General features: G+C 67.7%; 23 protein-coding genes. 15 read left to right on the forward strand and 8 right to left on the reverse strand.

The window, feature by feature from the left end; all coding sequences use genetic code 11:
- The first annotated feature begins 88 nt into the window (after positions 1-88).
- The 11 genes from hemE to RMO01_RS00480 all read left to right on the forward strand — a co-directional run bounded on the left by hemE (position 89) and on the right by RMO01_RS00480 (position 10573).
- Entirely contained in the window at positions 89-1126 is a 1038-nt protein-coding gene (gene hemE / locus RMO01_RS00430; protein WP_309627075.1) for a uroporphyrinogen decarboxylase, read from the forward strand.
- Between the two features lie 8 nt (positions 1127-1134).
- Positions 1135-2187, forward strand: a complete 1053-nt coding sequence (hemH, locus tag RMO01_RS00435) for a ferrochelatase (RefSeq protein WP_309627076.1) — start codon at positions 1135-1137, stop codon at positions 2185-2187.
- Entirely contained in the window at positions 2184-2648 is a 465-nt protein-coding gene (locus RMO01_RS00440; RefSeq protein WP_309627077.1) for a CopD family protein, read from the forward strand. Before hemH ends, RMO01_RS00440 begins: the two co-directional genes overlap by 4 nt.
- Before the next feature lie 237 nt (positions 2649-2885).
- Positions 2886-4328, forward strand: coding sequence for a transcription termination factor Rho (gene rho / locus RMO01_RS00445; RefSeq protein WP_309627078.1), 1443 nt, complete (start codon positions 2886-2888; stop codon positions 4326-4328).
- A gap of 54 nt (positions 4329-4382) precedes the next feature.
- The gene (locus RMO01_RS00450) at positions 4383-4616 is read left to right on the forward strand and encodes a DUF6489 family protein (protein ID WP_309627079.1); all 234 of its coding nucleotides are present in this window, start codon (positions 4383-4385) and stop codon (positions 4614-4616) included.
- 163 nt (positions 4617-4779) lie between these two features.
- Entirely contained in the window at positions 4780-6075 is a 1296-nt protein-coding gene (mnmE, locus tag RMO01_RS00455) for a tRNA uridine-5-carboxymethylaminomethyl(34) synthesis GTPase MnmE (protein ID WP_309627080.1), read from the forward strand.
- Positions 6076-6144: 69 nt separating this feature from the next.
- Positions 6145-8010: a tRNA uridine-5-carboxymethylaminomethyl(34) synthesis enzyme MnmG gene (gene mnmG / locus RMO01_RS00460; protein ID WP_309627081.1), complete on the forward strand. Its 1866-nt coding sequence runs from the start codon at positions 6145-6147 to the stop codon at positions 8008-8010.
- Complete coding sequence (gene rsmG, locus RMO01_RS00465; RefSeq protein ID WP_309627082.1) at positions 8010-8639, forward strand: 16S rRNA (guanine(527)-N(7))-methyltransferase RsmG; 630 nt, start codon at positions 8010-8012, stop codon at positions 8637-8639. Before mnmG ends, rsmG begins: the two co-directional genes overlap by 1 nt.
- Position 8640: 1 nt before the next feature.
- The gene (locus RMO01_RS00470) at positions 8641-9456 is read left to right on the forward strand and encodes a ParA family protein (protein ID WP_309627083.1); all 816 of its coding nucleotides are present in this window, start codon (positions 8641-8643) and stop codon (positions 9454-9456) included.
- 21 nt (positions 9457-9477) lie between these two features.
- A complete protein-coding gene (locus RMO01_RS00475; RefSeq protein WP_309627084.1) occupies positions 9478-10368 on the forward strand; it encodes a ParB/RepB/Spo0J family partition protein in 891 nt (296 codons plus the stop codon).
- Between the two features lie 25 nt (positions 10369-10393).
- Complete coding sequence (locus tag RMO01_RS00480; protein WP_309627085.1) at positions 10394-10573, forward strand: hypothetical protein; 180 nt, start codon at positions 10394-10396, stop codon at positions 10571-10573.
- Between the two features lie 143 nt (positions 10574-10716).
- Here RMO01_RS00480 and holA read toward each other — a convergent pair whose 3' ends face one another.
- The 4 genes from holA to RMO01_RS00500 are packed head-to-tail and all read right to left on the reverse strand — an operon-like array spanning position 10717 to position 15360.
- The gene (holA, locus tag RMO01_RS00485; protein WP_309627086.1) at positions 10717-11769 is read right to left on the reverse strand and encodes a DNA polymerase III subunit delta; all 1053 of its coding nucleotides are present in this window, start codon (positions 11767-11769) and stop codon (positions 10717-10719) included.
- A complete protein-coding gene (gene lptE, locus RMO01_RS00490) occupies positions 11766-12248 on the reverse strand; it encodes an LPS assembly lipoprotein LptE (protein WP_309627087.1) in 483 nt (160 codons plus the stop codon). Before lptE ends, holA begins: the two co-directional genes overlap by 4 nt.
- Before the next feature lies 1 nt (position 12249).
- Positions 12250-14847 (reverse strand): leucine--tRNA ligase, encoded by a 2598-nt coding sequence (gene leuS / locus RMO01_RS00495; protein ID WP_309627088.1) that lies wholly within the window; start codon positions 14845-14847, stop codon positions 12250-12252.
- A 60-nt stretch (positions 14848-14907) separates the two neighbouring features.
- Positions 14908-15360, reverse strand: coding sequence for a DUF3576 domain-containing protein (locus RMO01_RS00500; RefSeq protein ID WP_309627089.1), 453 nt, complete (start codon positions 15358-15360; stop codon positions 14908-14910).
- Positions 15361-15752: 392 nt separating this feature from the next.
- Between RMO01_RS00500 and RMO01_RS00505 the strand changes: the two genes are divergently transcribed.
- Positions 15753-16148 carry an NtrZ family periplasmic regulatory protein gene (locus RMO01_RS00505; protein ID WP_309627090.1) on the forward strand — a complete coding sequence of 132 codons (396 nt, stop codon included), beginning with the start codon at positions 15753-15755 and terminating at the stop codon, positions 16146-16148.
- On the opposite strand, the gene RMO01_RS00510 is transcribed toward RMO01_RS00505, so the two are convergent.
- The gene (locus RMO01_RS00510) at positions 16145-16795 is read right to left on the reverse strand and encodes a thiamine phosphate synthase (RefSeq protein ID WP_309627091.1); all 651 of its coding nucleotides are present in this window, start codon (positions 16793-16795) and stop codon (positions 16145-16147) included. The genes RMO01_RS00505 and RMO01_RS00510 overlap by 4 nt on opposite strands.
- Between RMO01_RS00510 and RMO01_RS00515 the strand changes: the two genes are divergently transcribed.
- Positions 16794-17534: a YggS family pyridoxal phosphate-dependent enzyme gene (locus RMO01_RS00515; protein ID WP_309627092.1), complete on the forward strand. Its 741-nt coding sequence runs from the start codon at positions 16794-16796 to the stop codon at positions 17532-17534. The genes RMO01_RS00510 and RMO01_RS00515 overlap by 2 nt on opposite strands.
- A gap of 60 nt (positions 17535-17594) precedes the next feature.
- On the forward strand, positions 17595-18281 hold the full coding sequence (locus RMO01_RS00520) for a response regulator transcription factor (protein WP_309627093.1): 687 nt from the start codon (positions 17595-17597) through the stop codon (positions 18279-18281).
- 3 nt (positions 18282-18284) lie between these two features.
- On the opposite strand, the gene RMO01_RS00525 is transcribed toward RMO01_RS00520, so the two are convergent.
- Positions 18285-19121, reverse strand: coding sequence for a hypothetical protein (locus tag RMO01_RS00525; protein ID WP_309627094.1), 837 nt, complete (start codon positions 19119-19121; stop codon positions 18285-18287).
- 88 nt (positions 19122-19209) lie between these two features.
- On the opposite strand from RMO01_RS00525, the gene RMO01_RS00530 reads away from it, so the two are divergent.
- A complete protein-coding gene (locus RMO01_RS00530) occupies positions 19210-20622 on the forward strand; it encodes an SLC13 family permease (protein ID WP_309627095.1) in 1413 nt (470 codons plus the stop codon).
- A gap of 9 nt (positions 20623-20631) precedes the next feature.
- Here the strand turns inward: RMO01_RS00530 and xth are convergent, their stop codons facing one another.
- Together xth and RMO01_RS00540 are read right to left on the reverse strand one after the other, a co-directional pair.
- Entirely contained in the window at positions 20632-21426 is a 795-nt protein-coding gene (xth, locus tag RMO01_RS00535; RefSeq protein WP_309627096.1) for an exodeoxyribonuclease III, read from the reverse strand.
- 277 nt (positions 21427-21703) lie between these two features.
- Entirely contained in the window at positions 21704-22351 is a 648-nt protein-coding gene (locus RMO01_RS00540) for an outer membrane lipoprotein carrier protein LolA (RefSeq protein WP_309627097.1), read from the reverse strand.
- Between the last annotated feature and the right edge of the window lie 58 nt (positions 22352-22409).

Below are 22409 nucleotides of genomic sequence, written 5' to 3' on the forward strand. Positions count from 1 at the left end.
CTTCCTCAAAAGATTCTAAGATTCTGATCAGGATAAGAGGAGTAGCGCGGGGTTGAGAGGATGCGCCCATCCTCGTAGAGCCGGGGTCATGAGCAATACGCCTTCGTTGATCCGGGTCCTGCAGGGTGAGACCCTTGAGCGGCCTCCCGTCTGGTTCATGCGGCAGGCGGGTCGTTATCTGCCCGAGTATCGGGCCTTGCGGGCCCAAGCTCCTGACTTCATCGCCTTTTGCCTGAATCCGGAGATGGCGGCCGAGGCGACGATGCAGCCGATGCGCCGTTTCGGTTTCGACGCGGCCATCGTGTTCGCCGACATCCTGCTGATTCCCCAGGCCCTGGGCCAGGACGTCTGGTTCGAGACGGGTGAAGGACCGAAACTGGGCCTTATGCCGTCTCCGGGCGCTATGGCCGAACGGGCTGAAGAGGCAGGCGCGCATCTGCATCAGGTCGGAGAAACCCTCAGCCGGGTGCGGGCCGAGCTGGATCCGGAGCGGGCCTTGATCGGGTTCGCGGGAGCGCCCTGGACCGTCGCCACCTATATGCTGGACGGTCACCACAACACGATGGGCAAGGGCGAGCGGGCTCAGGCGCGTTCGTATGCCTATTCCGATCCCGAGCGGGTCGATGCGGTTCTGGACGTTCTGGTCGAGGCCACCGCCCGCTATCTGAAGATGCAGGCCGACGCCGGCGCCGACGCCCTGAAGATCTTCGAGAGCTGGGCCGAAGGGCTGCCTGACGATCTGTTCGAACGGCTGGTCATGCGGCCGCACAGGAAGCTGGTCGCCCGCGTGAGGGAACTGGGCGTCACCGTCCCCCTGATCGGCTTCCCGCGCGGGTCAGCCCTGCATGCCGAACGCTATGCGCGTGAGGTCGATGTTCAGGGTGTGGCGCTGGATACCGCCTGTTCGCTGGAGCGTGGCCAACAGGTTCAGAAGATCAAGCCGATCCAGGGCGCGCTCGATCCGCTATTGCTCCGCGCCGGCGGTGCGGCTCTGGACCGCAGGGTCGATCAGCTTGTCGAGGCCTGGGGCGCGGGTCCATGGATCTTCAATCTCGGCCACGGCATCCTGCCGGATGTGCCGATCGCCCATGTCGAACGGGTGCTGAAGCGCCTGGGCGCACAGTAGGAAGACCAATGGCCGGCAAACGCATCGCAGTCGTCTTGTTCAATCTGGGCGGGCCGGACGACGCCGCCTCGGTTCGCCCCTTCCTGTTCAACCTGTTCAACGATCCGGCGATTATCGGCCTGCCCGGTTTCGCCCGAACGCCGCTGGCCAGACTGATCTCTTCGCGTCGCGAGAAGAGCGCACAGGCCAACTACGCGATGATGGACGCCGGCGGCGGCTCGCCCCTGAAGGCCGAGACCCTCAAACAGATGGCGGCGCTGGACACCCGCCTCGCCGCCCTTCTGCCCGGCGACGAGGTGAAGAGCTTCCTCGCCATGCGCTACTGGCATCCGATGACGGAGGAGACCGCGACCGATGTCGCCGCCTTCGGACCGGACGAACTGGTCCTTCTTCCGCTCTACCCTCAGTTCTCGACCACCACGACCCAATCGTCGCTGAAGGCCTGGGTTGCCGCCTACGCTGGACCGGGCCAATCGCGCGCCGTGTGCTGCTATCCCCGCGCCGCTGGATGGATCGACGCCCAGGCCAAGGGCATCCGCGCGAAACTGGCCGAGGCCGCCCGGGACCACCCTGGGCGGTCGATGCGCGTGCTGTTCTCCGCCCATGGCATTCCGGAGAAATTGGTGGCCCAAGGCGATCCCTATCAGGAGCAGATCGAGAGCACGGTCGCCGCCGTCGCCGAGGCCGCGGGCCTGACCGACTGGAGCCTGTGTTATCAAAGTCGCGTCGGGCCGATGAAATGGCTGGGCCCGGCGACGCCGGATGCGATCAAACAGGCTGCGGCCGATGGAGTCGGGGTCGTCGTCACCCCCATCGCCTTTGTCTCCGAACACATCGAGACCCTGGTCGAACTGGATATCGAATACGGCGAACTGGCCCATGAGGCGGGCGTGCACCCCTACCTTCGCGCGCCAGCCGTCGGCGTGGCAGAGACTTTCATCGAGACGCTCGCCGCCGCTGTCGTGGATGGTCTGGGCCGCACCGGCGCCGCGCCGTTCGGCCCCGGCTGCCAGGCGCGGTGGAAGGCCTGTCCATTCCAGGACGAAGGGGCTGCGGCATGAACGGGTACGATCTCGCACGCGGGCTTCACATCCTCGCGGTGATCGCCTGGATGGCCGGGATGCTGTTCCTGCCCCGGCTCTATGCCTATGACGCCGAGCAGAACGGCAAGGCCGAGCCGCTGAAGTCGGAAATGCAGACCCTGTTACGCTTGTGGCAAACCCGCTTGCTGCGCATCATCGTCAACCCGGCCATGGTCCTGGCCTTCGTCTTCGGCGGCTGGCTGATCTGGCTCGATGTCGAGATGCGGGGCTGGAGCTTCCTCGCCGAGGCCTGGATGGTGACCAAACTGGTCGGCGTCTTCCTCCTGGCCGGCTGGCACGGCTTCCTTGCCGGCGAGCGCAAGAAGATCGCCGCCGGGACGTCGACCAAGACCGGTCGGTTCTGGCGAATGACCAACGAGATCCCCTTTGTGCTGGCCAGCATCATGGTCCTGTCGGTGACGACCGAGTGGACCTTCTGACGCGCGACGCTTGACCCGCAGGCCCGGAATGTGGTTCCGCTGGCCGTGAGGCGTCGTTCGCGGCGCTGCCCTTCTCTTCGCGCCGACCGATCGCCTGGCTCAAGGCCGCCTTCGGACCCGACGCTCTCCCACCCGGCCGCAAGGCCTCCGTCATCCTCCGGCTTGACCGGAGGGCATCCGTCCCCGCCTGATGTCCCTCGACGCCGGGTCGTGACGGCGTGAATCCAGAGTTCCGACATGACTGACGTCCGCGACACCGACAACATCGTCCCTGAAGCTGAAGCGCTCGAGGGCGTGACGCCCGAAACCGCCGAGGACAGCTCTCAGGCGGACGGAGCCAACGACGCCGATGTGGCTGCCGACATCGGTGATGACGCCGAGGGCGCCGAGGATGACGGCGAACCCGTCGTCCCCTCCGGCCGGATCACGCTTCAGGAACTGAACGACAAGACGCCGGTCGAACTGGTCGCCTTCGCCGAACAGCTGGAGATTGAGAACGCCTCCAACCTGCGCAAGCAGGACCTGCTGTTCGCCATCCTGAAGACCCTGGCCGACGAGGAGGTCGAGATCATCGCCTCCGGCACGCTGGAGATGCTGCCGGACGGCTTCGGCTTCCTGCGCTCGCCGGACGCCAACTATCTGCCGGGTCCGGACGACATCTATGTGTCGCCGTCCCAGATCCGTCGCTTCGGGTTGCGTTCGGGCGACACGGTGCACGGCGCCGTCCGGGGCCCCCGCGAGGGTGAGCGCTACTTCGCCCTGCTCAAGGTCGACACCATCAACTATGAGGACCCGGAGACGGTCCGCACCAAGGTCAATTTCGACAACCTGACTCCGCTCTATCCCAACGAGCGGCTCACCATGGAAATCCAGGACCCGACCCTGCGGGACCGTTCGGGCCGGGTGATCGACATCGTCGCCCCGCTCGGCAAGGGCCAGCGCTGCCTTATCGTCGCCCCGCCGCGGGTCGGCAAGACGGTGATGCTGCAGAACATCGCCAAGTCGATCGAGGCCAACCACCCCGAGGTCTCGCTGATCGTGCTTCTGATCGACGAACGTCCCGAAGAAGTCACCGACATGCAGCGGACGGTGAAGGGCGAGGTCGTCGCCTCCACCTTCGATGAGCCGGCGACCCGCCACGTGGCCGTCGCCGAAATGGTGATCGAAAAGGCCAAGCGCCTGGTCGAGCACAAGAAGGATGTCGTCATCCTGCTGGACTCCGTTACGCGCCTGGGTCGTGCCTACAACGCCACGGTCCCGTCGTCGGGCAAGGTCCTGACGGGCGGCGTCGACGCCAACGCCCTGCAGCGGCCCAAGCGTTTCTTCGGCGCGGCGCGGAACGTCGAGGAGGGCGGCTCGCTGACCATCATCGCCACCGCCCTGATCGATACCGGCTCGCGCATGGACGAGGTGATCTTCGAAGAGTTCAAGGGCACCGGCAACTCCGAGATCGTGCTGGACCGCAAGGTCGCCGACAAGCGCATCTTCCCGGCCATCGACGTGCTGAAGTCCGGCACCCGCAAGGAGGAGCTGATCACGCCGAAGGATCAGCTGACCAAGACCTATGTCCTGCGCCGCATCCTGAACCCGATGGGCCCGCAGGACGCGATCGAATTCCTGCTCGACAAGCTGCGCCAGTCGAAGAACAACGCCGACTTCTTCCAGTCGATGAATACCTAGGGGCGACCGCCCCGGGGATTCGCTCTATGTTTCACGTGAAACAGGGAGACCGCGATGAAGGTGAATGTGGAAGTCGAGTGCACCCCGGCCGAGGCGCGGGCCTTCTTGGGTCTGCCGGATGTCGCGCCGCTAAACGATCATCTGGTCGCCGAAATGCAGAAGCGGATGGACGCCAACATGTCCGCCATGCAGCCCGAGGAGCTGATGAAGACCTGGACCAGCTTCGGCCTTCAGGCGCAGGACCAGTTCCGGCAACTGATGCAGGCGGCGGTCACCACGCCGAAGTGACTGCCCGTCGTCTCCTCCCTGTCGCGCAGCGAAGGGGAGGTGGATGCGAGCCCTTCGCGAGCAGACGGAGGGGGTCTGGATGGCGGAAACAACCCCTCCGTCTCTTCGCTTCGCTGCGAGCCACCTCCCCATCGGCTTCGCCGACAGGGAGGACACTGTTCCCATGACCGACACCGTCTTCGCCCTCGCCACGCCTCCCGGGCGCGGCGCCATCGCGGTCCTGCGTCTCTCCGGCCCGGCGACCGATCAGACCCTCGCCGCCCTGGGTGCGCCCGACCTCAAGCCCCGGCTCGCGTCGCTGCGGACCTTGGGCCACGGCGGTGCCGCGTTAGACCAGGCTCTCGTTCTCCGCTTTCCCGGTCCGAGGTCCTACACGGGCGAAGACTGCGCCGAGCTGCATCTGCACGGCGGACGGGCGGTCATCGACGCCGTTTCATCGGCCCTGATCGATCTCGGTCTTCGCCCCGCCGAGCCCGGCGAGTTCACCCGGCGGGCCTTCGAGAACGGTCGTATGGACCTGGCCCAGGCGGAGGCCGTCGCAGACCTCATCGACGCCGAGACTTCCGCCCAGGCGGCCCAGGCGCTGGGCCAACTCGACGGCGCGCTCAGCCAGACCTATGCCGGCTTCCGTCGGGACCTTCTGACGGCCCTCGCTCTCGTTGAGGCCGAGATCGATTTTCCGGACGAAGACGTGCCCGACCATCTGGCCCGATCCGCCGGGCCTGTGCTCGATCGACTGACCGCCGCCCTGAACGCCGCCCTGGCCGACGCCGACCGCGGACGCCGCGTGCGCGACGGCTATCGCATCGTCCTGATCGGCGAGACCAATGCGGGCAAGTCGGCCCTGTTCAACGCGTTGGTCGAGCGGGAGGCCGCCATCGTGACCGCCGTCGCCGGCACGACCCGAGACGTGCTCGACGCCGATCTGGTCATCGGCGGCTATGCCGTGACCCTCTCGGACACGGCCGGTCTGCGTGAGAGCGATGATGTGGTCGAGGCCGAGGGCGTCCGTCGGGCCCGCGCCCGGGCCGAAGCCGCAGACCTTAGGCTCTGGATCCGCGCGCCGGGCGACCCTGAAGGCGAGGCCGCCGCCTTCGCCAGATCCGACGATTTCGTCGTCTGGACCAAGTCCGACCTGGCCACGGCAGCCGGACAGGGGATCGCCGTCAGCGCCCTGACGGGCGACGGCCTGGGTGATCTTTATGAGGCGCTGGCCGCGCGACTGGCCAGCGATCTGTCCGGTGCGGACTTCCCGGCCGTCACCCGCGAGCGGCACCGGCGGCGGCTGTCGGAAGCGGTCTCGGCCGTCGCAGCCGCACGAGGGAATCTGAGCGCTGCGCCGGAACTCGCAGGCGACGACCTGCGCCGGGCCGCTGACGCCCTGGGTCGAGTCACCGGTGCGATCGGAGTCGAGGACATCCTCGGCGAAGTCTTCTCGACCTTCTGCATCGGAAAGTGATCGGCCGCTGTTTCACGTGAAACAGCCGATCGGTGGCGTTTGGACCCCTTTTCCCCTATGTCCCCCGCCATGAACTCGCCTTCGAACTTCGACGTCATCGTGATCGGCGGCGGCCATGCGGGCTGCGAGGCCGCGTCCGCGTCCGCGCGCGCCGGTGCGCGCACCCTGCTGCTCACCCAGAAGCTCGAGACCATCGGCGAGATGAGCTGCAATCCGGCCATCGGCGGCCTGGGCAAGGGCCATCTGGTGCGTGAGATCGATGCGCTCGACGGGCTGATGGGCCGTCTCGCTGACAAGGCCGGAATCCAGTTCCGTCTGCTCAACCGGTCAAAGGGCGCCGCCGTGCGCGGTCCTCGCAGCCAGATCGACCGCCGCCTTTACCGCGAGGCCATGCAGGCCGAGCTCGCCGACTATCCTAACCTGACCCTGATGGCCGGGACGGCAGAGAGCCTGATCCTCGACGGAGACCGCGTCGTGGGCGTCACCACGGGCGAGGATGTCAGCCTTCGCGCGGGCGCCGTCGTCCTGACCACAGGCACCTTCCTCAACGGCGTCATCCATCGCGGCGATGAGCGGATCCCCGCCGGCCGCCACGGCGAGGCGTCGTCGACCGGACTCGCCGTCGACCTCTATGGCGCGGGCCTGCAGATGGGCCGCCTCAAGACCGGCACCCCGGCCCGCCTCGACGGCCGGACCATCGCCTGGGACCGGCTGGAGATGCAGGCGGCCGACGCCGAACCCGTGCCCTTCAGCTTCCTGACCGACAGGATCGACGTGCCCCAGATCGCCTGTGGCATCACCCACACGACGGCAGACACCCACGCCATCATCGCCGCCAACCTCGGCGAAAGCGCCGTCTATGGTGGAAAGCTGACCGGCATCGGTCCGCGCTACTGTCCCTCGATCGAGGACAAGGTCGTCCGCTTCGCCGACAAGACCTCGCATCAGGTCTTCCTGGAGCCAGAGGGTCTGGATGACCCGACGGTCTATCCGAACGGAATCTCGACCTCGGTATCGCCGGAGACGCAGAACGCCTTCCTGCGCACCATGCCGGGGCTCGAGAAGGTCGAGGTGTTCCGCTTCGGCTATGCGATCGAATACGACTATGTCGATCCGCGCGAACTGACTCCCGCCCTGGAGGTCAAGCGGCGTCCGGGACTGTATCTGGCCGGTCAGATCAACGGTACGACCGGGTATGAAGAAGCGGGCGCTCAAGGGTTGATTGCCGGGCTGAACGCGGCACGCGCCGCCGGAGGCTCCCCGGAAATCGTGCTGGGGCGGGACCAGGCCTATATCGGCGTCATGATCGACGATCTGGTCACACGGGGTGTGACCGAGCCCTACCGGATGTTCACGAGCCGCGCCGAGTACCGGTTGACTCTCCGGGCCGACAACGCCGATCAACGGTTGACGCCCATCGGTATCGAGGCCGGGATCGTGTCTGCGGAGCGTCGCGATGCCTTTGAGCTCAAGTCGGCCGCCCTGGCCGATGCGACAGCCCTCGCCCGCGGGACGACGTTTACGCCGAAGGAGGCTCAGGCCCTGGGCATTTCCGTGAATCCCGATGGACAGCGCCGTTCGATGCGGGACTTGCTGGCCTATCCGGGCGTCGACCTCTCGGCCTTCGCTGCAGCCTTCCCGGTCATCGGCGACTGGAGCCCGGCCGTGCGCGATCAGGTCGAGATCGACGCGGGCTATGCGGGATACCTGGATCGCCAGACGGCAGACGCCGAGGCCCTGCGCCGGGAGGAGGCCCTGACGCTGCCGGCCAATCTCGACTACGCGGCCATCGGCGGTCTGTCGCACGAAGTCCGTGAGAAGCTGTCGCTCGTCCAGCCTCGCACCCTGGGGCAGGCAGGGCGGATCGAGGGTGTGACGCCCGGTGCACTGACGGCGCTTCTTTCGCACGTCAAGAAAGCGGCGATCGCAGCCTGATGACCGCCGAGGAATTTCAGAAGGCGACCGGCGCTTGGCCGGAGCGGATGGCCGACCTCGAACGATTTCGGGTCATGTTGACCGAGGCCAATGCAGTCATGAACCTGGTCGGGCCCGACAGTCTGCCGGACTTCTGGAACCGTCATGCCTGGGATTCAGCCCAGCTGCTTGACCTGGCCGGCTTCGCGCGGACCTGGGCGGACCTCGGCGCGGGAGCGGGTTTTCCCGGCGTAATCCTGGCCATCCTCGTGAAGGGCAGGCCGGACGCCCACGTCTGGCTGATCGATTCCCTGCAGAAGCGCTGCCGCTTCCTGCAGACCATCGTTGATGAACTCGCCCTGCCGGCCACCGTCGTCTGGGGACGGGCGGAGGAACAGGCGCTGAAAGTCGATGTCGTCACTGCGCGCGCCGTGGCGCCGATGGAAAAGCTTCTGGGTTATGCACAGCCGTACCTGTCTCGCGGTGCACAAGGTCTGTTTCTCAAGGGAGAGAAGGCAGAGACCGAGTTGCAGAACGCCGCCAACTCTTGGCATGTCGAAGCTGAGCTTTCGGTCTCGCGCAGCGATCCGAGGGGCCGCATCGTCACCGTCCGGAGCCTCCGCCCCCGTGGAAATCAGCAACGTGGTTAGTATGACCCAGCCCTCCCTCAAGAAGGCTCCGCGCGTCCTGGCGGTCTCCAACCAGAAGGGCGGAGTGGGCAAGACGACGACCGCAATCAACCTCGGCACGGCGCTCGCGGCCATCGGCGAGAAGGTCCTGATCGTCGACATGGACCCGCAGGGCAATGCCTCGACGGGGCTGGGCGTTCCACGTGAAACGCGCCGGATCACCATCTATGACGTGATCGTGGACGGGCGGTCCGTGCATGACGCGGCGGTGCCGACGGCCGTACCCGGGCTGCATATCATCCCGGCCGACGCCGACATGTCGGGCGTCGAGATCGAGCTCAGCCAGGCCGATCGCCGCTCCTATCGGCTGAGGGACGCGCTGGCGGCCCAGGCCACGGACGGCCATACCGGGTATGACTATGTGCTGATCGACTGCCCGCCGTCCCTGAACCTCCTGACGCTCAACGCCATGGCCGCCGCCGACGGAGTCCTCGTCCCGCTGCAGTGCGAGTTCTTCGCCCTGGAAGGGTTGACGCAGTTGATGAAGACGATCGAAATGGTACGTCAATCATTGAATCCGACCCTCGAAATCCAGGGTCTGGTCCTGACCATGTACGATCGCCGCAACGCCCTGTCTGGACAGGTAGCGGCGGACGTCCGGGCGCACTTCGGGGACAAGGTCTATGAGGCCGTCATCCCCCGGAACGTGCGGGTTTCGGAGGCGCCGTCCTTCGGCAAGCCGGTGCTGATCTACGATCTGAAATGCACGGGCAGCCAGGCCTACTTGCGTCTCGCCAAGGAGGTGGTCGGTCGCGAACGCCGCCGTCTCGCCGCCTGATAACGATACGGAATCAAGAGTTTGTCTGAACGTCAAAGAGGTCTGGGCCGCGGCCTGTCCGCCCTTATGGGTGAAGCGGTCGCCGAGCCCGTATCGGTCGCGCCGGGCGCGGTTCTGCCGACCGGCGTGCTGTCCGCGCCGATCGAGAGCCTGAAGCCGAACCCGGACCAGCCGCGCAAGCTGTTCACCAAGGCCGAGCACGACGAGCTGACCCAGTCGATCCGGGACAAGGGCGTTCTGCAGCCCATCCTGGTGCGTCAGCAGCCCGGCGAGGACGGCGTCTGGCAGATCATCGCCGGCGAACGCCGCTGGCGCGCCGCCCAGGCCGCCCGCCTGACAGAGGTGCCGATCATCGTCCGCGAGATGGACGATCTTGAGGTGCTGGAGGTCGCCATCATCGAGAACGTCCAGCGGGCGGATCTCAACCCGCTGGAAGAGGCGGCAGCCTATGGCGTGCTGATGGAGCGGTTCGGCCGCACCCAGGACGCGGTCGCGGGCATCGTCGGCAAATCGCGGAGCCACGTCGCCAATACGCTTCGCCTGACACAGCTGACGCCGGGCGCCCGGGCCCATGTGCTGGAGGGACGTCTGTCCGCCGGTCACGCCCGCGCCCTGCTGACGGCGAAAGATCCCGACGCCCTGGCCGATCAGGTCGTGGACCAGGGCCTGAACGTCCGTCAGGCCGAGGCCCTGGCCCGCAAGTCGCAGGACGAGAAGACGCCGAAGGCGGGCAAGGCAGCAGGCGCGCAAGGCCCGGTCTCGCCCGACATCGCGGCCCTGGAACAGGATCTGGCCGATGCGCTGGGCATCAAGGTTTCTCTGGCGGACCGGGGCGGGCAGGGCGAACTCACCCTGTCCTACGCCAGCCTGGAGCAGCTGGACGATCTCTGCCGGCGGTTGATGCGCGCCTGAGACGGTCGTGTGCTAGGGTGAGGGCATGACCGATACGCCCGAGACCCCCGCCGAAGCCCTGAAACGCGTCCTCGCGGCGAAGCAAGCCTCAGGCAAGGCGGGTGGCCCGGCCTTCAAGGCTGGCCAGCACCCGGAGAAGATCGCCGCTCTCAAGAGCGCGGCCATGGCCAAACCTGCGTTCAGAAAGGCCTCGAAGCGGGGCTGATTGCGGTCAATGCCGGGCGAAGCGCAGAACGATTAGTACGAGGCGATTTCGACTAGGCCAAGACGGCGGGATTTGGTGACTTCGACGATGATGGCTACGGCCATTTGTGCGGAAAACTGCAGTTCGCGCCGTGTCGATCGGCCCTAGAGCCCCAAGCGGCGAGCCCTGGCGGCGATTTCCAGCAGGAGACGTTCGGCAATCAGGTGTTCGGGCATGCCGGTCGTCTTGGTGGCGACGTCGGCGGTGTTGACGCTGTCCTGCACGACGTCGAGCTCTTCGAGACGCCAGGCGCGGGCCTGACGCAGCATCTCGTTTTCCTGTTTCCAGAAGACGCCGGCGGCCTTGGCGGCCTCCTTGGCCCCGGCGCCTGCGTTCTGAAGCACATTGATGCGGCGCAGCTTGCCGAGGTGGATCGAGGCGGAGCGGACCGCCATGACGGCGCTCTCGCCCTCGGCCAGGGCGCGTCTCAGCCCGCCCTGGGCCGGTGCGGGGCGTCCGCCGAAGGCCTGCAGCGCCGCGTCGGACAGGGAGGCGTCCGCCTCGACGCCCAGATGGGCTTCCAGCTCCTCGACATCGATGGTGCGGCCGGAACCCGGACCGACATAGAGGGCCAGCCGCTCGATCTCCTGACGCATCAGGCCGCGTTCGCGCGGCAGGCGGGACACGAAGGCGGCCAGGGCGTCGGTGGTCAGGCCGACCTTGTCGACGGCCAGGGCCTCGCGGGTCATGCGGGCGATGTCGCCAGCCTCGTCCTCGTAGCAGGCGATGCCCACCGAGCCCTTGCCGGCCTCTGCGGCCTTGCGGAGCGCCGAATCACGCCCCAGCGCGCCCGCCTCGACCACCAGCATGCAGTCCGGGTTGAACAGGCCCTCGGCGTGGCTCTTGAGCGCGCCCGCCAGCATCTTGTCGACGGAGGCCTTGTCGCCGCCCAGACGGACCCGGACCAGCCGGCGTCCCCCGATCATGCTGAGGGCGGTCAGGGCCTCCTCCAGCCGGGCCTCGTCGCCGTCGATGTCGCTGTCGGTCAGCAGGGTGACATTGAACGGGTCGTTAAGGTCGGGCGTGATGGCCTTGCACAGGACCTCGGCGCGCTCGGCCACGCCGGAGCGGTCCTTGCCGTGGATGACGGCGGCGCGGATCCCGGCGTCCGGCTTCGCCAGGAAGCGGTCCACCTCGGGCCGCTTGGCCAGGATCATGGGGCGGACAGGGCCCGCATCAGGTCGACACGGATCAGCCGGGCCAGTTCGGCCGCCGCGCGGTCCTCGCCGTCCTGCTGGGCCGCGATGGCGGCATAGGGCTGGTCGGCGGCGGCGTAGGTGGTGGTCACCGTCTCCGTCCCTGTCAGGGCCGCGCCGCCCGAGACCGGCGTCAGGGTCCAGGCCCCGCGCACGGTCAGCTCATAGCGGGTCGCGGTGTCGTCGATCCGGCGGCCCAGCGGACGGCGGTTCTGTTGCGCGAGGGTCTCGAGCCGGTAGAGGGGCGCGGCGTTGCGGTTCCAGCCGAGGGCGTCCTCGAGCTGCTCGCGCAGACGATAGCCGAGGCGGTCGTCCTGGGTCGTCACGGAAATCCGGCTGAGCGACGGGGAGCCGCCCGCGTCGCCATACAGGGGCGTGAACCCGCACCCGGCCAGCAGCAGGGAGACGGCCGCAAGGACTGACAGGCTGCGGAGCGACATCTCAGCCGGCCACCAGGTTGACGATGCGGTCGGGCACGACGATCACCTTGCGGATCGATTGAGCGTTGGCTTCCAGATAGGCCTGAACGGCCGGGTTGGCGAGCGCCTCGGCCTCCACGGCCTTGGCATCGGCCCCGCGCGGCATCGTGATCTCGCCGCGACGCTTGCCGTTGATCTGGATGGGCAGGACGACCTCGTCGTCGGCGGCCAGGGCCGGGTCGAAGACGGGCCAAGGGGCGTCGAGCACCATTCCGGTCTCGCCCAGACGGGTCCAGCCCTCTTCAGCCACGTGGGGCGTGAAGGGTGCGACCAGACGCGCCAAGGCCGACAGGGCCTCGCGTCGCGCCTTGCCGGACGCGCCGTCGTGATCCCGGATCGTGGCGACGAAGGCGTAGAGCTTGGCGATGGCGGAGTTGAAGCGGAAGCCTTCGACCCCCTCCGACACGGCCTTGATGGCCTTGTGGGTCTCTTTCAGCAGCAGGGCGTCCGCGGCCGGATCGCCGGCCGCATCGGCGTCGTAGCCGTCGAACAGGGTCCAGACGCGCTGGACGAAGCGGCTGGCGCCCTCGACGCCCCCGGGGGTCCATTGCACGTCGCGCTCCGGCGGGCTGTCGGACAGGACGAACAGCCGGCCGGCGTCCACGCCGTGCGAGTCCAGGATTTCCTGGGGCGCGACGACGTTCTTCTTGGATTTCGACATCTTCTCGATGTCGCCGATGATCAGCGTCTCCCCTGTCGAGCGCTGACGGGCGCTGCGCTTGCCCGCATCGTTTGTCAGCTCGACATCGGTCGGTTCGACCCAGGCGCTGTCCTCCCGGCGGTAGGTCTCGTGGACCACCATCCCCTGGGTGAACAGGCCGGCGAACGGTTCCTTCACCGACAGCATGCCGGCGTCCGACAGGGCCCGGGTGATGAAGCGGGCGTAGAGCAGGTGCAGGACCGCGTGCTCGACGCCGCCGATATACTGATCGACAGCCAGCCAGCGGTCGGCGGCGTCCTTGTTGATCGGCTCGGCCGCCGTCGGATCGGTGAAGCGGGCGAAGTACCAGCTGGAATCGACGAAGGTGTCGAGGGTGTCGGTCTCGCGCACGGCGTCCGTGCCGCAGGACGGGCATTTGACGTGCTTCCAGGTCGGATGCCGGTCCAGCGGGTTGCCGGGCACGTCGAAGGTCACGTCGTCGGGCAGGACGACCGGCAGCTGATCGGCCGGAACCTCGACCACGCCGCACGACGGGCAGTGGACGATGGGGATGGGGCAACCCCAGTAGCGCTGGCGGCTGACGCCCCAGTCGCGCAGGCGATAGATGGTCGCGCCCTTGCCCTGTCCTGCAGCCTCGATCTTCGCGATGGCGGCCGCCTTGGCCTCCTCGATCGACAGGCCGTTCAGGAAGTCCGAATTCACGATCCGGCCGGGGCCCACATAGGCCTCGGTTCCGATCTCGACGTCTTCGGCGTCATCGGGCTTGACCACCGGGGTGACCGGCAGCGCATATTTGCGGGCGAAGTCCAGGTCGCGCTGGTCGTGGGCCGGGCAGCCGAAGATGGCGCCCGAGCCATAGGTCGACAGGACGAAGTTGGCCGCCCAGACGGGCAGGGTCTTGTCCGGATCGAAGGGATGGCGGACGCGGACGCCCAGGTCGACGCCAAGCTTCTCGGCCTTCTCGATATCGGCTTCCGAGGTGCCCGTCTGGGCGCAGGCCTTCACGAAGGTCGCCACGTCCGGCCGGTGTTCGGCGATCGCCTTCGTCAGGGGGTGGTCGGGCGCCAGGGCGATGAAGCTGGCGCCGAACAATGTGTCGGGTCGGGTGGTGTAGACCTCGATCGGGTCCCGCGCATGGTTCGGTTCACCGTCAGGCGAGGCGGGCAGGAAGGCCGGGGCTTCGGCGATGTCCCACCACAGGGTCGCGCCCTTCGACTTGCCGATCCAGTTTTCCTGCATCAGCCGGACCTTGTCGGGCCAGCGGTCCAGGGTCGCCAGACCTTCGATCAGGTCGTCGGCATAGTCGGTGATGCGCAGGAACCACTGGTTCAGCTTGCGCTTCTCGACCACGGCGCCCGAGCGCCAGCCGCGCCCGTCGATGACCTGTTCATTGGCCAGGACGGTGTTGTCGACCGGGTCCCAGTTGACGACCCCGTCCTTCCGATAGACCAGCCCGCGCCGATACAGCTCCAGGAACCAGGCCTGCTGTTTGCCGTAGTATTCCGGATCGCAGGTCGCGAACTCGCGCGACCAGTCCAGCGACAGGCCCAGCAGCTTCAGCTGGGCGCGCATCGAGGCGATGTTGTCGTAGGTCCAGCCCTTGGGGTGGATGCCGCGCTCCATGGCGGCGTTTTCGGCCGGCATTCCGAAGGCGTCCCAGCCCATCGGGTGCAGGACATCGAAGCCCTGAGCCCTCTTATGGCGAGCGACCACGTCGCCCATCACATAGTTGCGGGCGTGACCCATGTGGATGTTCCCCGAAGGATAGGGAAACATTTCAAGGACATAGTACTTCGGACGGCCCGTATCCTTCGTGACGAAGGCGTCAGCATCGGCCCAGCGCGCCTGCTGGCGCGGCTCGGCGGTCTTGGGATCGTAGCGGGTCGGAGAGGCGGACACGGGATTCCTTCGGGCGGCTCCTGTCGGAGGACCCGAAGGAGGGCGGTGTTCTAGCGGTTTTTAGCCCGCGTTCGAAAGGTTGAGCTGGCGCGCCTTGGTCAGGATCGCGTTTTCCAGATCGGCCTCGGTCTGGGCGGCTACGGGCGAGGCGGTCCATTCGCCGGCGGCGCCGCGGACTTCCTTGGTGACGGTGACGTTCAGGGCGTCGGCGCGCAGGCGGGTGTCGAGGATGAAGACGGTCGCCTTGAAACGCTCATTCGGCGTCTGCGGATTGACGTACCAGTCATAGTTCACGACGCCGCCCCACGGATCGGCGGTCAGGAGCGGCATGAAGCTGAGGGTGTCGAGCGTGGCGCGCCACAGATAGGCGTTGACGCCGATGCCCTGCTGCGCCGTCGTCGCGCGAGGGGTCGAGTTGCCCGAGAAGGGCAGGCCGCCGCAGGCGGAGAGGAGCAGACCGCCGGTGACAACCAGCGTGGTCGCCAGGACCGTCTTGCCGCGAACAAAACCCATCGAACGTCGTCTCCCTCGGGTGCTGACCCGCCGGACCCGATGCGGGCGGCGGGCGCAAAGGCGCGACGGTCCCCGACCGTTCGCCAAGCGCGGCTCTATAACACGCCCAAAAGGGGCGATGACAAGGCAATCCACAGCCGAGGCCATCCGTATCCGCGGTTGCTTGCGGCTTCGGGGCCGCATGACCATTTCTCCAACACGGCGAACACCTTCCAGCCGACTTCGCGTGACGCTTGCGCCACAGGCGGATGCAAGAGTCCCTGGAACCGGGTTCGTTAGGCCTCGTTGCGTTGACCGGGCGGACTACCGGTGTCTAATCGGCGGGCTCACGGTGGAAACATCGGGTTCAGGAACAAGGGTCCGGCGAGAAACGCCGGGTCGAAGGGTTGGAAATGCGTCTGTCGGCGATCCTCGCTGCCTCTTTCGGTCTTGTCGCTCTCGTCAGCGTCGCAGGCGAAGCGTCGGCCCAGACCCGGTCGCGCGCGCCTGTCGTGACCCTGGCCGAAGCGTCCACCGCCCAGCGTTCGACCACACCCGCCGCACCGCGTCGCGGCCTGCGCTGGAATCAGAACGGCCGCTGGGGCCTGGATTTCAACCTGAACCAGCCTGTCGGCCGCGAAGCCGAATGGGGCGATGTCGAAGCCGGCGCCTATTACCGCCTGTCGCCGCGTCTGCGCGTCGGCGCCGCCGCCGGCCTCGCCACGCCCGAACAGGACCCGGCCCGCGCCCCCGAGACCGACCGCCGCGCCCAGCCGCGCGTGCGTCTGGAAACGCTTTTCCGCTTCTAGGGCGCGAACGCTCCAGCCAACCCGCTTATCGCCGCCAGTCCGTAAGCGCCTGATTCCCGCAATTCGCCCGATCGCCCGGCCGTAATCCCGCCGAGAGCGATGATTCGCGCGTGACCGGCTGACGCCTCGATCAGAGCCTCGACGCCGAGGACCGGCCTGTCGGCCGAAGCCCCGCCTGCCGGAAAGATCGGCGACAGGACGACGGCGTCGAGATCCCGCGCGGCTCGTGCCGCCTCAACGGAATGGGCCGCCCCCGTCAGAATCCAGTCCGGTCGCCGTCCCGACAGGGCGTAGGCCGCAGACAGCGCGCGTTCGGGCAGATGCAGGCCGTCAGCGGCGACCCGATCCGCCAGTCCGGCATCGAGCCCGATCAACAGGGTCATGCCGCGCGCCCGCGTCACGGCGCGAAGCCGTTCGGCCGTCTCCCGCGCGTCCTGAGCCCCGAACGACCGGTAGACCACCCCTGATCCCGCAGGCATCCGCGCCGCGATCTCCCAGGGCCTGGGGGTCCGCTCCGGGTCGGTGAACAGCAGCATCGGCGGGACCCGCGACCGCATGCCCCCCCTGACAGCGTCCGCCGCCCGGGCTAAGCCCTGCGCCATGGCCCACAGCCGGGCTCCCTCTTCCGTCGTCTCCGGAAACTCCATGGCCGCCTCATCCTCCGCTTCGAGCCTGCCGTCCACTGATGTCGGTTTCGCCGCTCGCCTCGGCGCGATCCGGGCGCGCATGACGGCGGCGGCGAAGGCGGCGGGCCGCGACCCGGCCGCGATCACCCTGACCGCCGTCTCCAAGACCCAGCCGGATGAGGCCATCGACGCCGCCCTGACCGCCGGCCTGCGGGTGTTCGGCGAGAACCGCGTGCAGGAGGCGCAGGGGCGCTGGACCGACCGACGGGCCAGTCTTCAGAAACGGGGCCTGCCCGATCTGGAACTTCGTCTGATCGGCCCGCTCCAGTCCAACAAGGCCGAGGACGCCGTCGCTCTGTTCGATGTCATCGAGACCCTGGATCGCCCGAAACTGATCGGCGCCCTGGCCTCCGCCTCGCAGAAGACCGGCCGCTCGCCCCGTTTGCTGGTTCAGGTCAACACCGGCGAGGAAGAGCAGAAGGCCGGAGTGGCTCCTCGCGACGCCGACGCCCTGATCGCGGCCGCCCGCGCGGAGGGTTTGATCGTCGAAGGCCTGATGGCCATTCCGCCCGCCGCTGAGGAGCCGATCCTGCATTTCGCGCTTCTGGCCCGGATCGCCGAACGCAACGGGCTGAAGGTCCTGTCGATGGGGATGAGCGCCGACTACGAGGCCGCGATCCGGCTCGGCGCTACACACGTTCGGGTCGGATCGGCGTTGTTCGGGGAACGAAACCCGGCTTTCGCGCCCTCTAGAGGCTGATTCCGAACCAAATTGGTTCACCGCCTTGGCGTTCGGGCCAAGCCTCGCCATTCTAGACAGATGCCCACAGCCAAGACCCTGCTCATCATCGACGACGACGACGACCTGCGCGAAGCCCTGGCCGAACAGCTGGCGCTGCACGAGGAGTTCAAGACCGTCCAGGCCTCAACGGCCACGGAGGGCGTGCGCCTGGGTCGCGAGATCCGAGCCGACCTGATCCTGCTCGACGTCGACCTGCCCGACATGGACGGCCGCGAGGCCTGCCGCCTGCTGCGCAAGGACGGGGTCTCGACCCCCGTCATCATGCTGACGGCCCAGGATTCGGACGCCGACACGGTTCTGGGTCTCGACTCTGGCGCCAACGACTATGTGACCAAGCCCTTCCGTTTCGCCGTCCTGCTGGCCCGGATCCGCGCCCATCTGCGCAGTCACGAACAGTCCGAGGACGCCGTCTTCCAGATCGGCCCCTATTCATTCCGCCCGGCCGGGAAGGTTCTGGTCGATCCCAAGGGCAAGAAGATCCGGCTGACCGAGAAGGAAACCAATATCCTCAAATACCTCTATCGCGCCGGCGCCAAGCCGGTGTCGCGCGAGGAGCTGCTGACCGAGGTCTGGGGCTATAACGCCGGGGTCACGACCCACACGCTGGAAACCCACATCTATCGCCTGCGTCAGAAGATCGAGCCCGAGCCCGGCCAGGCGCGCCTCTTGCTGACCGATGCGGGCGGGTACCGGCTGCAGCCGTAGCCGTCAGCCTCCGACCCGCCATTCCGACAGGTTGGCGCCGTCAGCCGTCTCGAATGCCACCCGATCGAGCTGAACTGCGCCGATGCAGACCGGCCGTTGATCAATTGAGGCGGCCCGGCAACGAATGGCGCGCCCGTCAGCGAACGCGGCCATCCGTCCTTCCAGCACCAGACGATAGCCGGCAACGGGCGCTGCGGGGGGCTGTTCGCCCTCGCCGCGGACGGTGAACGCGTAGGCGCGACCGTTGCGGCGGCCCAGCCGCGAGCCGTCCTGCTCGAACACCGCGGCAAGGCCGACGGACTGGGGCGACGGAGCCACCGGGCCGCTCGCGAGGGGGTCGCCCCCCACGGCCGGACAACCGTCACCTCTCAACCAGGGCCGGGATATCCAGAAGCCCTCGGCCGCTTCCCAGCTGTCGGCGCCCCCTGCCAGCAACGGCGAATCCGTCCAGTCGCCCGGGGCCATGACCAGTTTCAGGCTTTCGCGTTGCAGCCCCCACGACCAGGTCGCAAGACCGTTTCCGGGGGCCGTTTCCACAGGCGGCGCAGTCTCGCCCGCACAGCCGAACGCCTCTCGAATGATGAAGCGCCGCCCGGCCAGCGAGACCTCCGGCGCCCGGCCTGCGGCATAGGCCGAGGCCGCCGCGTCCATGGCCTGCAACAGGCCGGCGCGATCCAGGGTCGGGGCGGGCGCGGCCGGCGCCGCCGCAGGTTCGGCCGTCGGAGGCGTGGTCGTTGGCGGCGGCGTCGCGGCTTCCTCCCTCTCACATCCCGAAAGAAGCAGGGCGGTCGCCGCGAGCACGAGGGCCGACGGGCGAAGCAACACGGTCGGTGCGGGCATAGGTCAAGTCTAGCACGGGTTCGCTGTTTCGGGGTCCGGGGCCTGAAAAAGGTTGACGTCCGCGCTCCCGAGCGGTCTGCACGGGTCCATGACCTTCGATCAGATCGCCGCCCTCGCGGTGCTTGTCGGCGTGGTCGGCGTCCTGATCCATGGCAAGGTCCGCGCCGACGTCGTCGCCCTGACCGGCGCCGCCGTCCTGCTGCTGCTCGGGGTCGTGCGGCCGGTCGAGGTGCAGGGCGCCTTCGCGAGCCCGGCCGTCATCGCCCTCGCCGGCCTGTTCGTCATCGCCTACGCCATCGAGCTTTCCGGTCTGCTGGGCCTGCTGATCCGCCAGGCGACCCAGCTCGCCGCCAGGATCGGGGCGACGGGGATCTGGATCGTCATCGGCCTGTGCGGCTCGGTCGGCGGCTTTCTGAACAACACGCCAGTTGTCGTGCTGGCCGCGCCCGTCATCCGCGACGTGGCGAAATCCCTGCATCTGTCGCCCAAGCGGTTCCTCATGCCGCTCAGCCATGTGACCGTCCTGGGAGGGCTGCTGACGCTCATCGGGACGTCGACCAACCTGCTGGTCAACGACATGGCGCGGAACGCGGGACAGCCGGTCTTCAGCCTGTTCGAGATCACTCCGGTGGGCCTGTTCATCGCCGTGGCCGGCGCGCTGTGGCTCTATTTCGTCGGCGCGCGCCAGCTGGGTCGCGCGGTGGCCGAGGACGAGGCCGAGTCTGCGCGCCTCGCGCTGATCGAGGAGGGCCGTCGGCGCGCCGAGGCTGAGGCGAAGAACCGCCAGCGCCGCCGGCTGCTGCCCTTTGGCCTGCCGCGCCTCGGGGAATCCCGCAACCAGTCGGACGGCTCGGGCGACGCCCATCTTGGAGACGTGGCCCTGTACGGAGCCGCGGACCTGCCGTTTCGCCTGAGACCGGCGATGATCTCGCTGGCGATCTTCGCCCTCGTCATCGCTTCCGCGGCGCTGGGATGGGCGCCGATCGCGGCCTCGGCCTTCGCCGGGGCGGTGGCCCTGATCCTGTGCCGCGTCATTACGCCCGAAGAGGCCTATGCCGGGTTGAGACCCGAGATCCTGCTGCTGATCGCGGGGATGGTCGTGGTCGGCACGGCGATCGAGGTCACCGGACTGGCCGCGACGGGGGCCGGCGCCCTCATTCACGTGATCCGGCCGATGGGGCCGCTGGGCGCGCTCATCGTCCTCTACGGCGTGACCCTGTTTGCGACGGAGCTGCTGTCCAATGCGACGGTGGCCGTGCTGATCACCCCGATCGCCGTGGCCCTGGCCGAGAGCCTGGGCGTGGATCCGCGCCCCTTCCTGGTCTGCGTCATGATGGCCGCCTCGGCCGCCTTCGCCACCCCGTTCGGCTATCAGACCAATGTGCTGGTCTTCAACATGGGCGGGTACAGCTACATGGACTTCGTCCGCGTCGGCCTGCCGCTGAACCTGGTGACCTGGGTCGCGGCCATGGTCGCCATTCCGATCTTCTTCCCGTTCTAGAGGTCGGGGTCAGACGTCCAGATCGACCGTGATCGGGCAGTGGTCACTGGGCTGTTCCCACGCCCGCACCGGCTCGTGGATGATCGCCGAGCCAGGCACGACCGACGGGGTCAGGCCCGGCGAGGTCCAGATGTGGTCGAGACGCAGGCCGCGCGCCGACTTGCGGAAGTCTTCGGCGCGGTAGCTCCACCAGGACGCCAGCTTCTGGGGTTCGGGATAGGCGGCACGGACCACGTCATGGAAGCCGCCCGCCGCCTGCAGCCGGTTCAGGGTCTCGACCTCCAGCGGGGTGTGGCTGACGATCTTCGACATATAGCGGTGGTTCCAGACGTCGAACTCCGAGGGGGCGATGTTGAAGTCGCCGCACATCAGCAGGCGCGCCGAACGGTCCTGGCTGGCGATCGTCGTGGTCAGCTGTTCGTAGAAATCCATCTTGTGATCGAATTTCGGGTTCGCCTCGCGGTCCGGCACGTCGCCGCCGGCGGGGATGTAGAAATTCTGGATGTCGACCCCCGAGATCCGCGCCGAGACGCAGCGGGCGTGGCCCAGTTTGCAGGCCTGGAAGGTGTCCGAGTGTTCGATCGGCAGGCGCGAGGCGATGGCGACGCCGTGCCAGCCCTTCTGACCCGCGATCTTCAGGTGGGGCAGACCCATGTCGACGAAGCCGTTCCGGGGGAACTGGTCCTCCAGGCATTTGATCTCCTGCAGGCACAGGACGTCTATGTTCGCCTCGGCGACGAACCGCGCGACCTGGTCGATGCGCAGGCGGACGGAGTTGATGTTCCAGGTGGCGATGCGAAGCATGGGCCCCGTCTAGCGGAAGCGCGCCCGCGCTCAAGCAGGGAGCCGCCGCGCGGCGAGCGATAGCGCCAGAAAGCTGCAAAAAACCCTCCGACGCGTTGCGCCGGAGGGTCCAGTTTGTTTCTCTCTCGCCGCCGTCGGGAGGGGATGAGGTCCGAGGGCGAAGGAGCGGCCGCCGCCGCCCTGCGATCAAAATGTCACGCCTCGGCGAATTAGTCAAATGGTCGACGAGAGCGATTGCCTGTGATCGTCAGAACACGGTTCACGATTCGTTAAGCCGTCAATTTCGGCCGGGACGACGGGTCGGATCGGTCAGGCGGAACAGGCTGGAGGCCAGTCCCGAGGCCGGCGTCAGGCTGGTCAGCTGGGTGCGGGTGCGTGACCCCTGAGCATCCGTGATCGTCCATTCCTGCAGCCGCAGCGGGCTGCCGGCGAAGGCCAGGATGACCGATCCTTCGTTGGGGCGACGCTCATCGCGGGCGGTGATGGCGAAGGCGCCCGACTGCATCCGGGTGACGCGGTCGATGCGGACGCCCTGATCGAGGCGGACGTTGCGCGCCAGGAAGGTCGACAGGGGCGTCATGCCCAGCGGCACCTGGCGAAAGACGTTCAGGCGGGGATCGTAGCGTTTGACGTTGTTTCCGTCCGACACGACCAGAAGGCCCGCCGGATTGGTGTACTCGAACCGCATCTTGCCCGGACGCTGCAGGTAGAAGCGGCCCTCGCGGCGCTGGCCGCCGGCGCCGGTCTCGACAAAATTGCCCTGGGCCGAGGTCAGGTTCTGCAGATAGGTCTGGGCCGTGGCCAGGGTGGCGCGGTCCTCGGCCGACAGGGCCGTCTGGGCGGACGCGGGCAGGGCGGCCCCTATGCTGGACAGACCGGCAATGGCGGCGAGGCCGAAGCCGAGGTCTCTGCGTGACAGGGTCATGGTCGTCTTTCTCCCTTCGTCATCCTCCGGCTCGACCGGGGGACGGGACGATTTTCGA

It is taken from the genome of Brevundimonas sp. (assembly GCF_031412435.1).
Taxonomy (GTDB): domain Bacteria; phylum Pseudomonadota; class Alphaproteobacteria; order Caulobacterales; family Caulobacteraceae; genus Brevundimonas.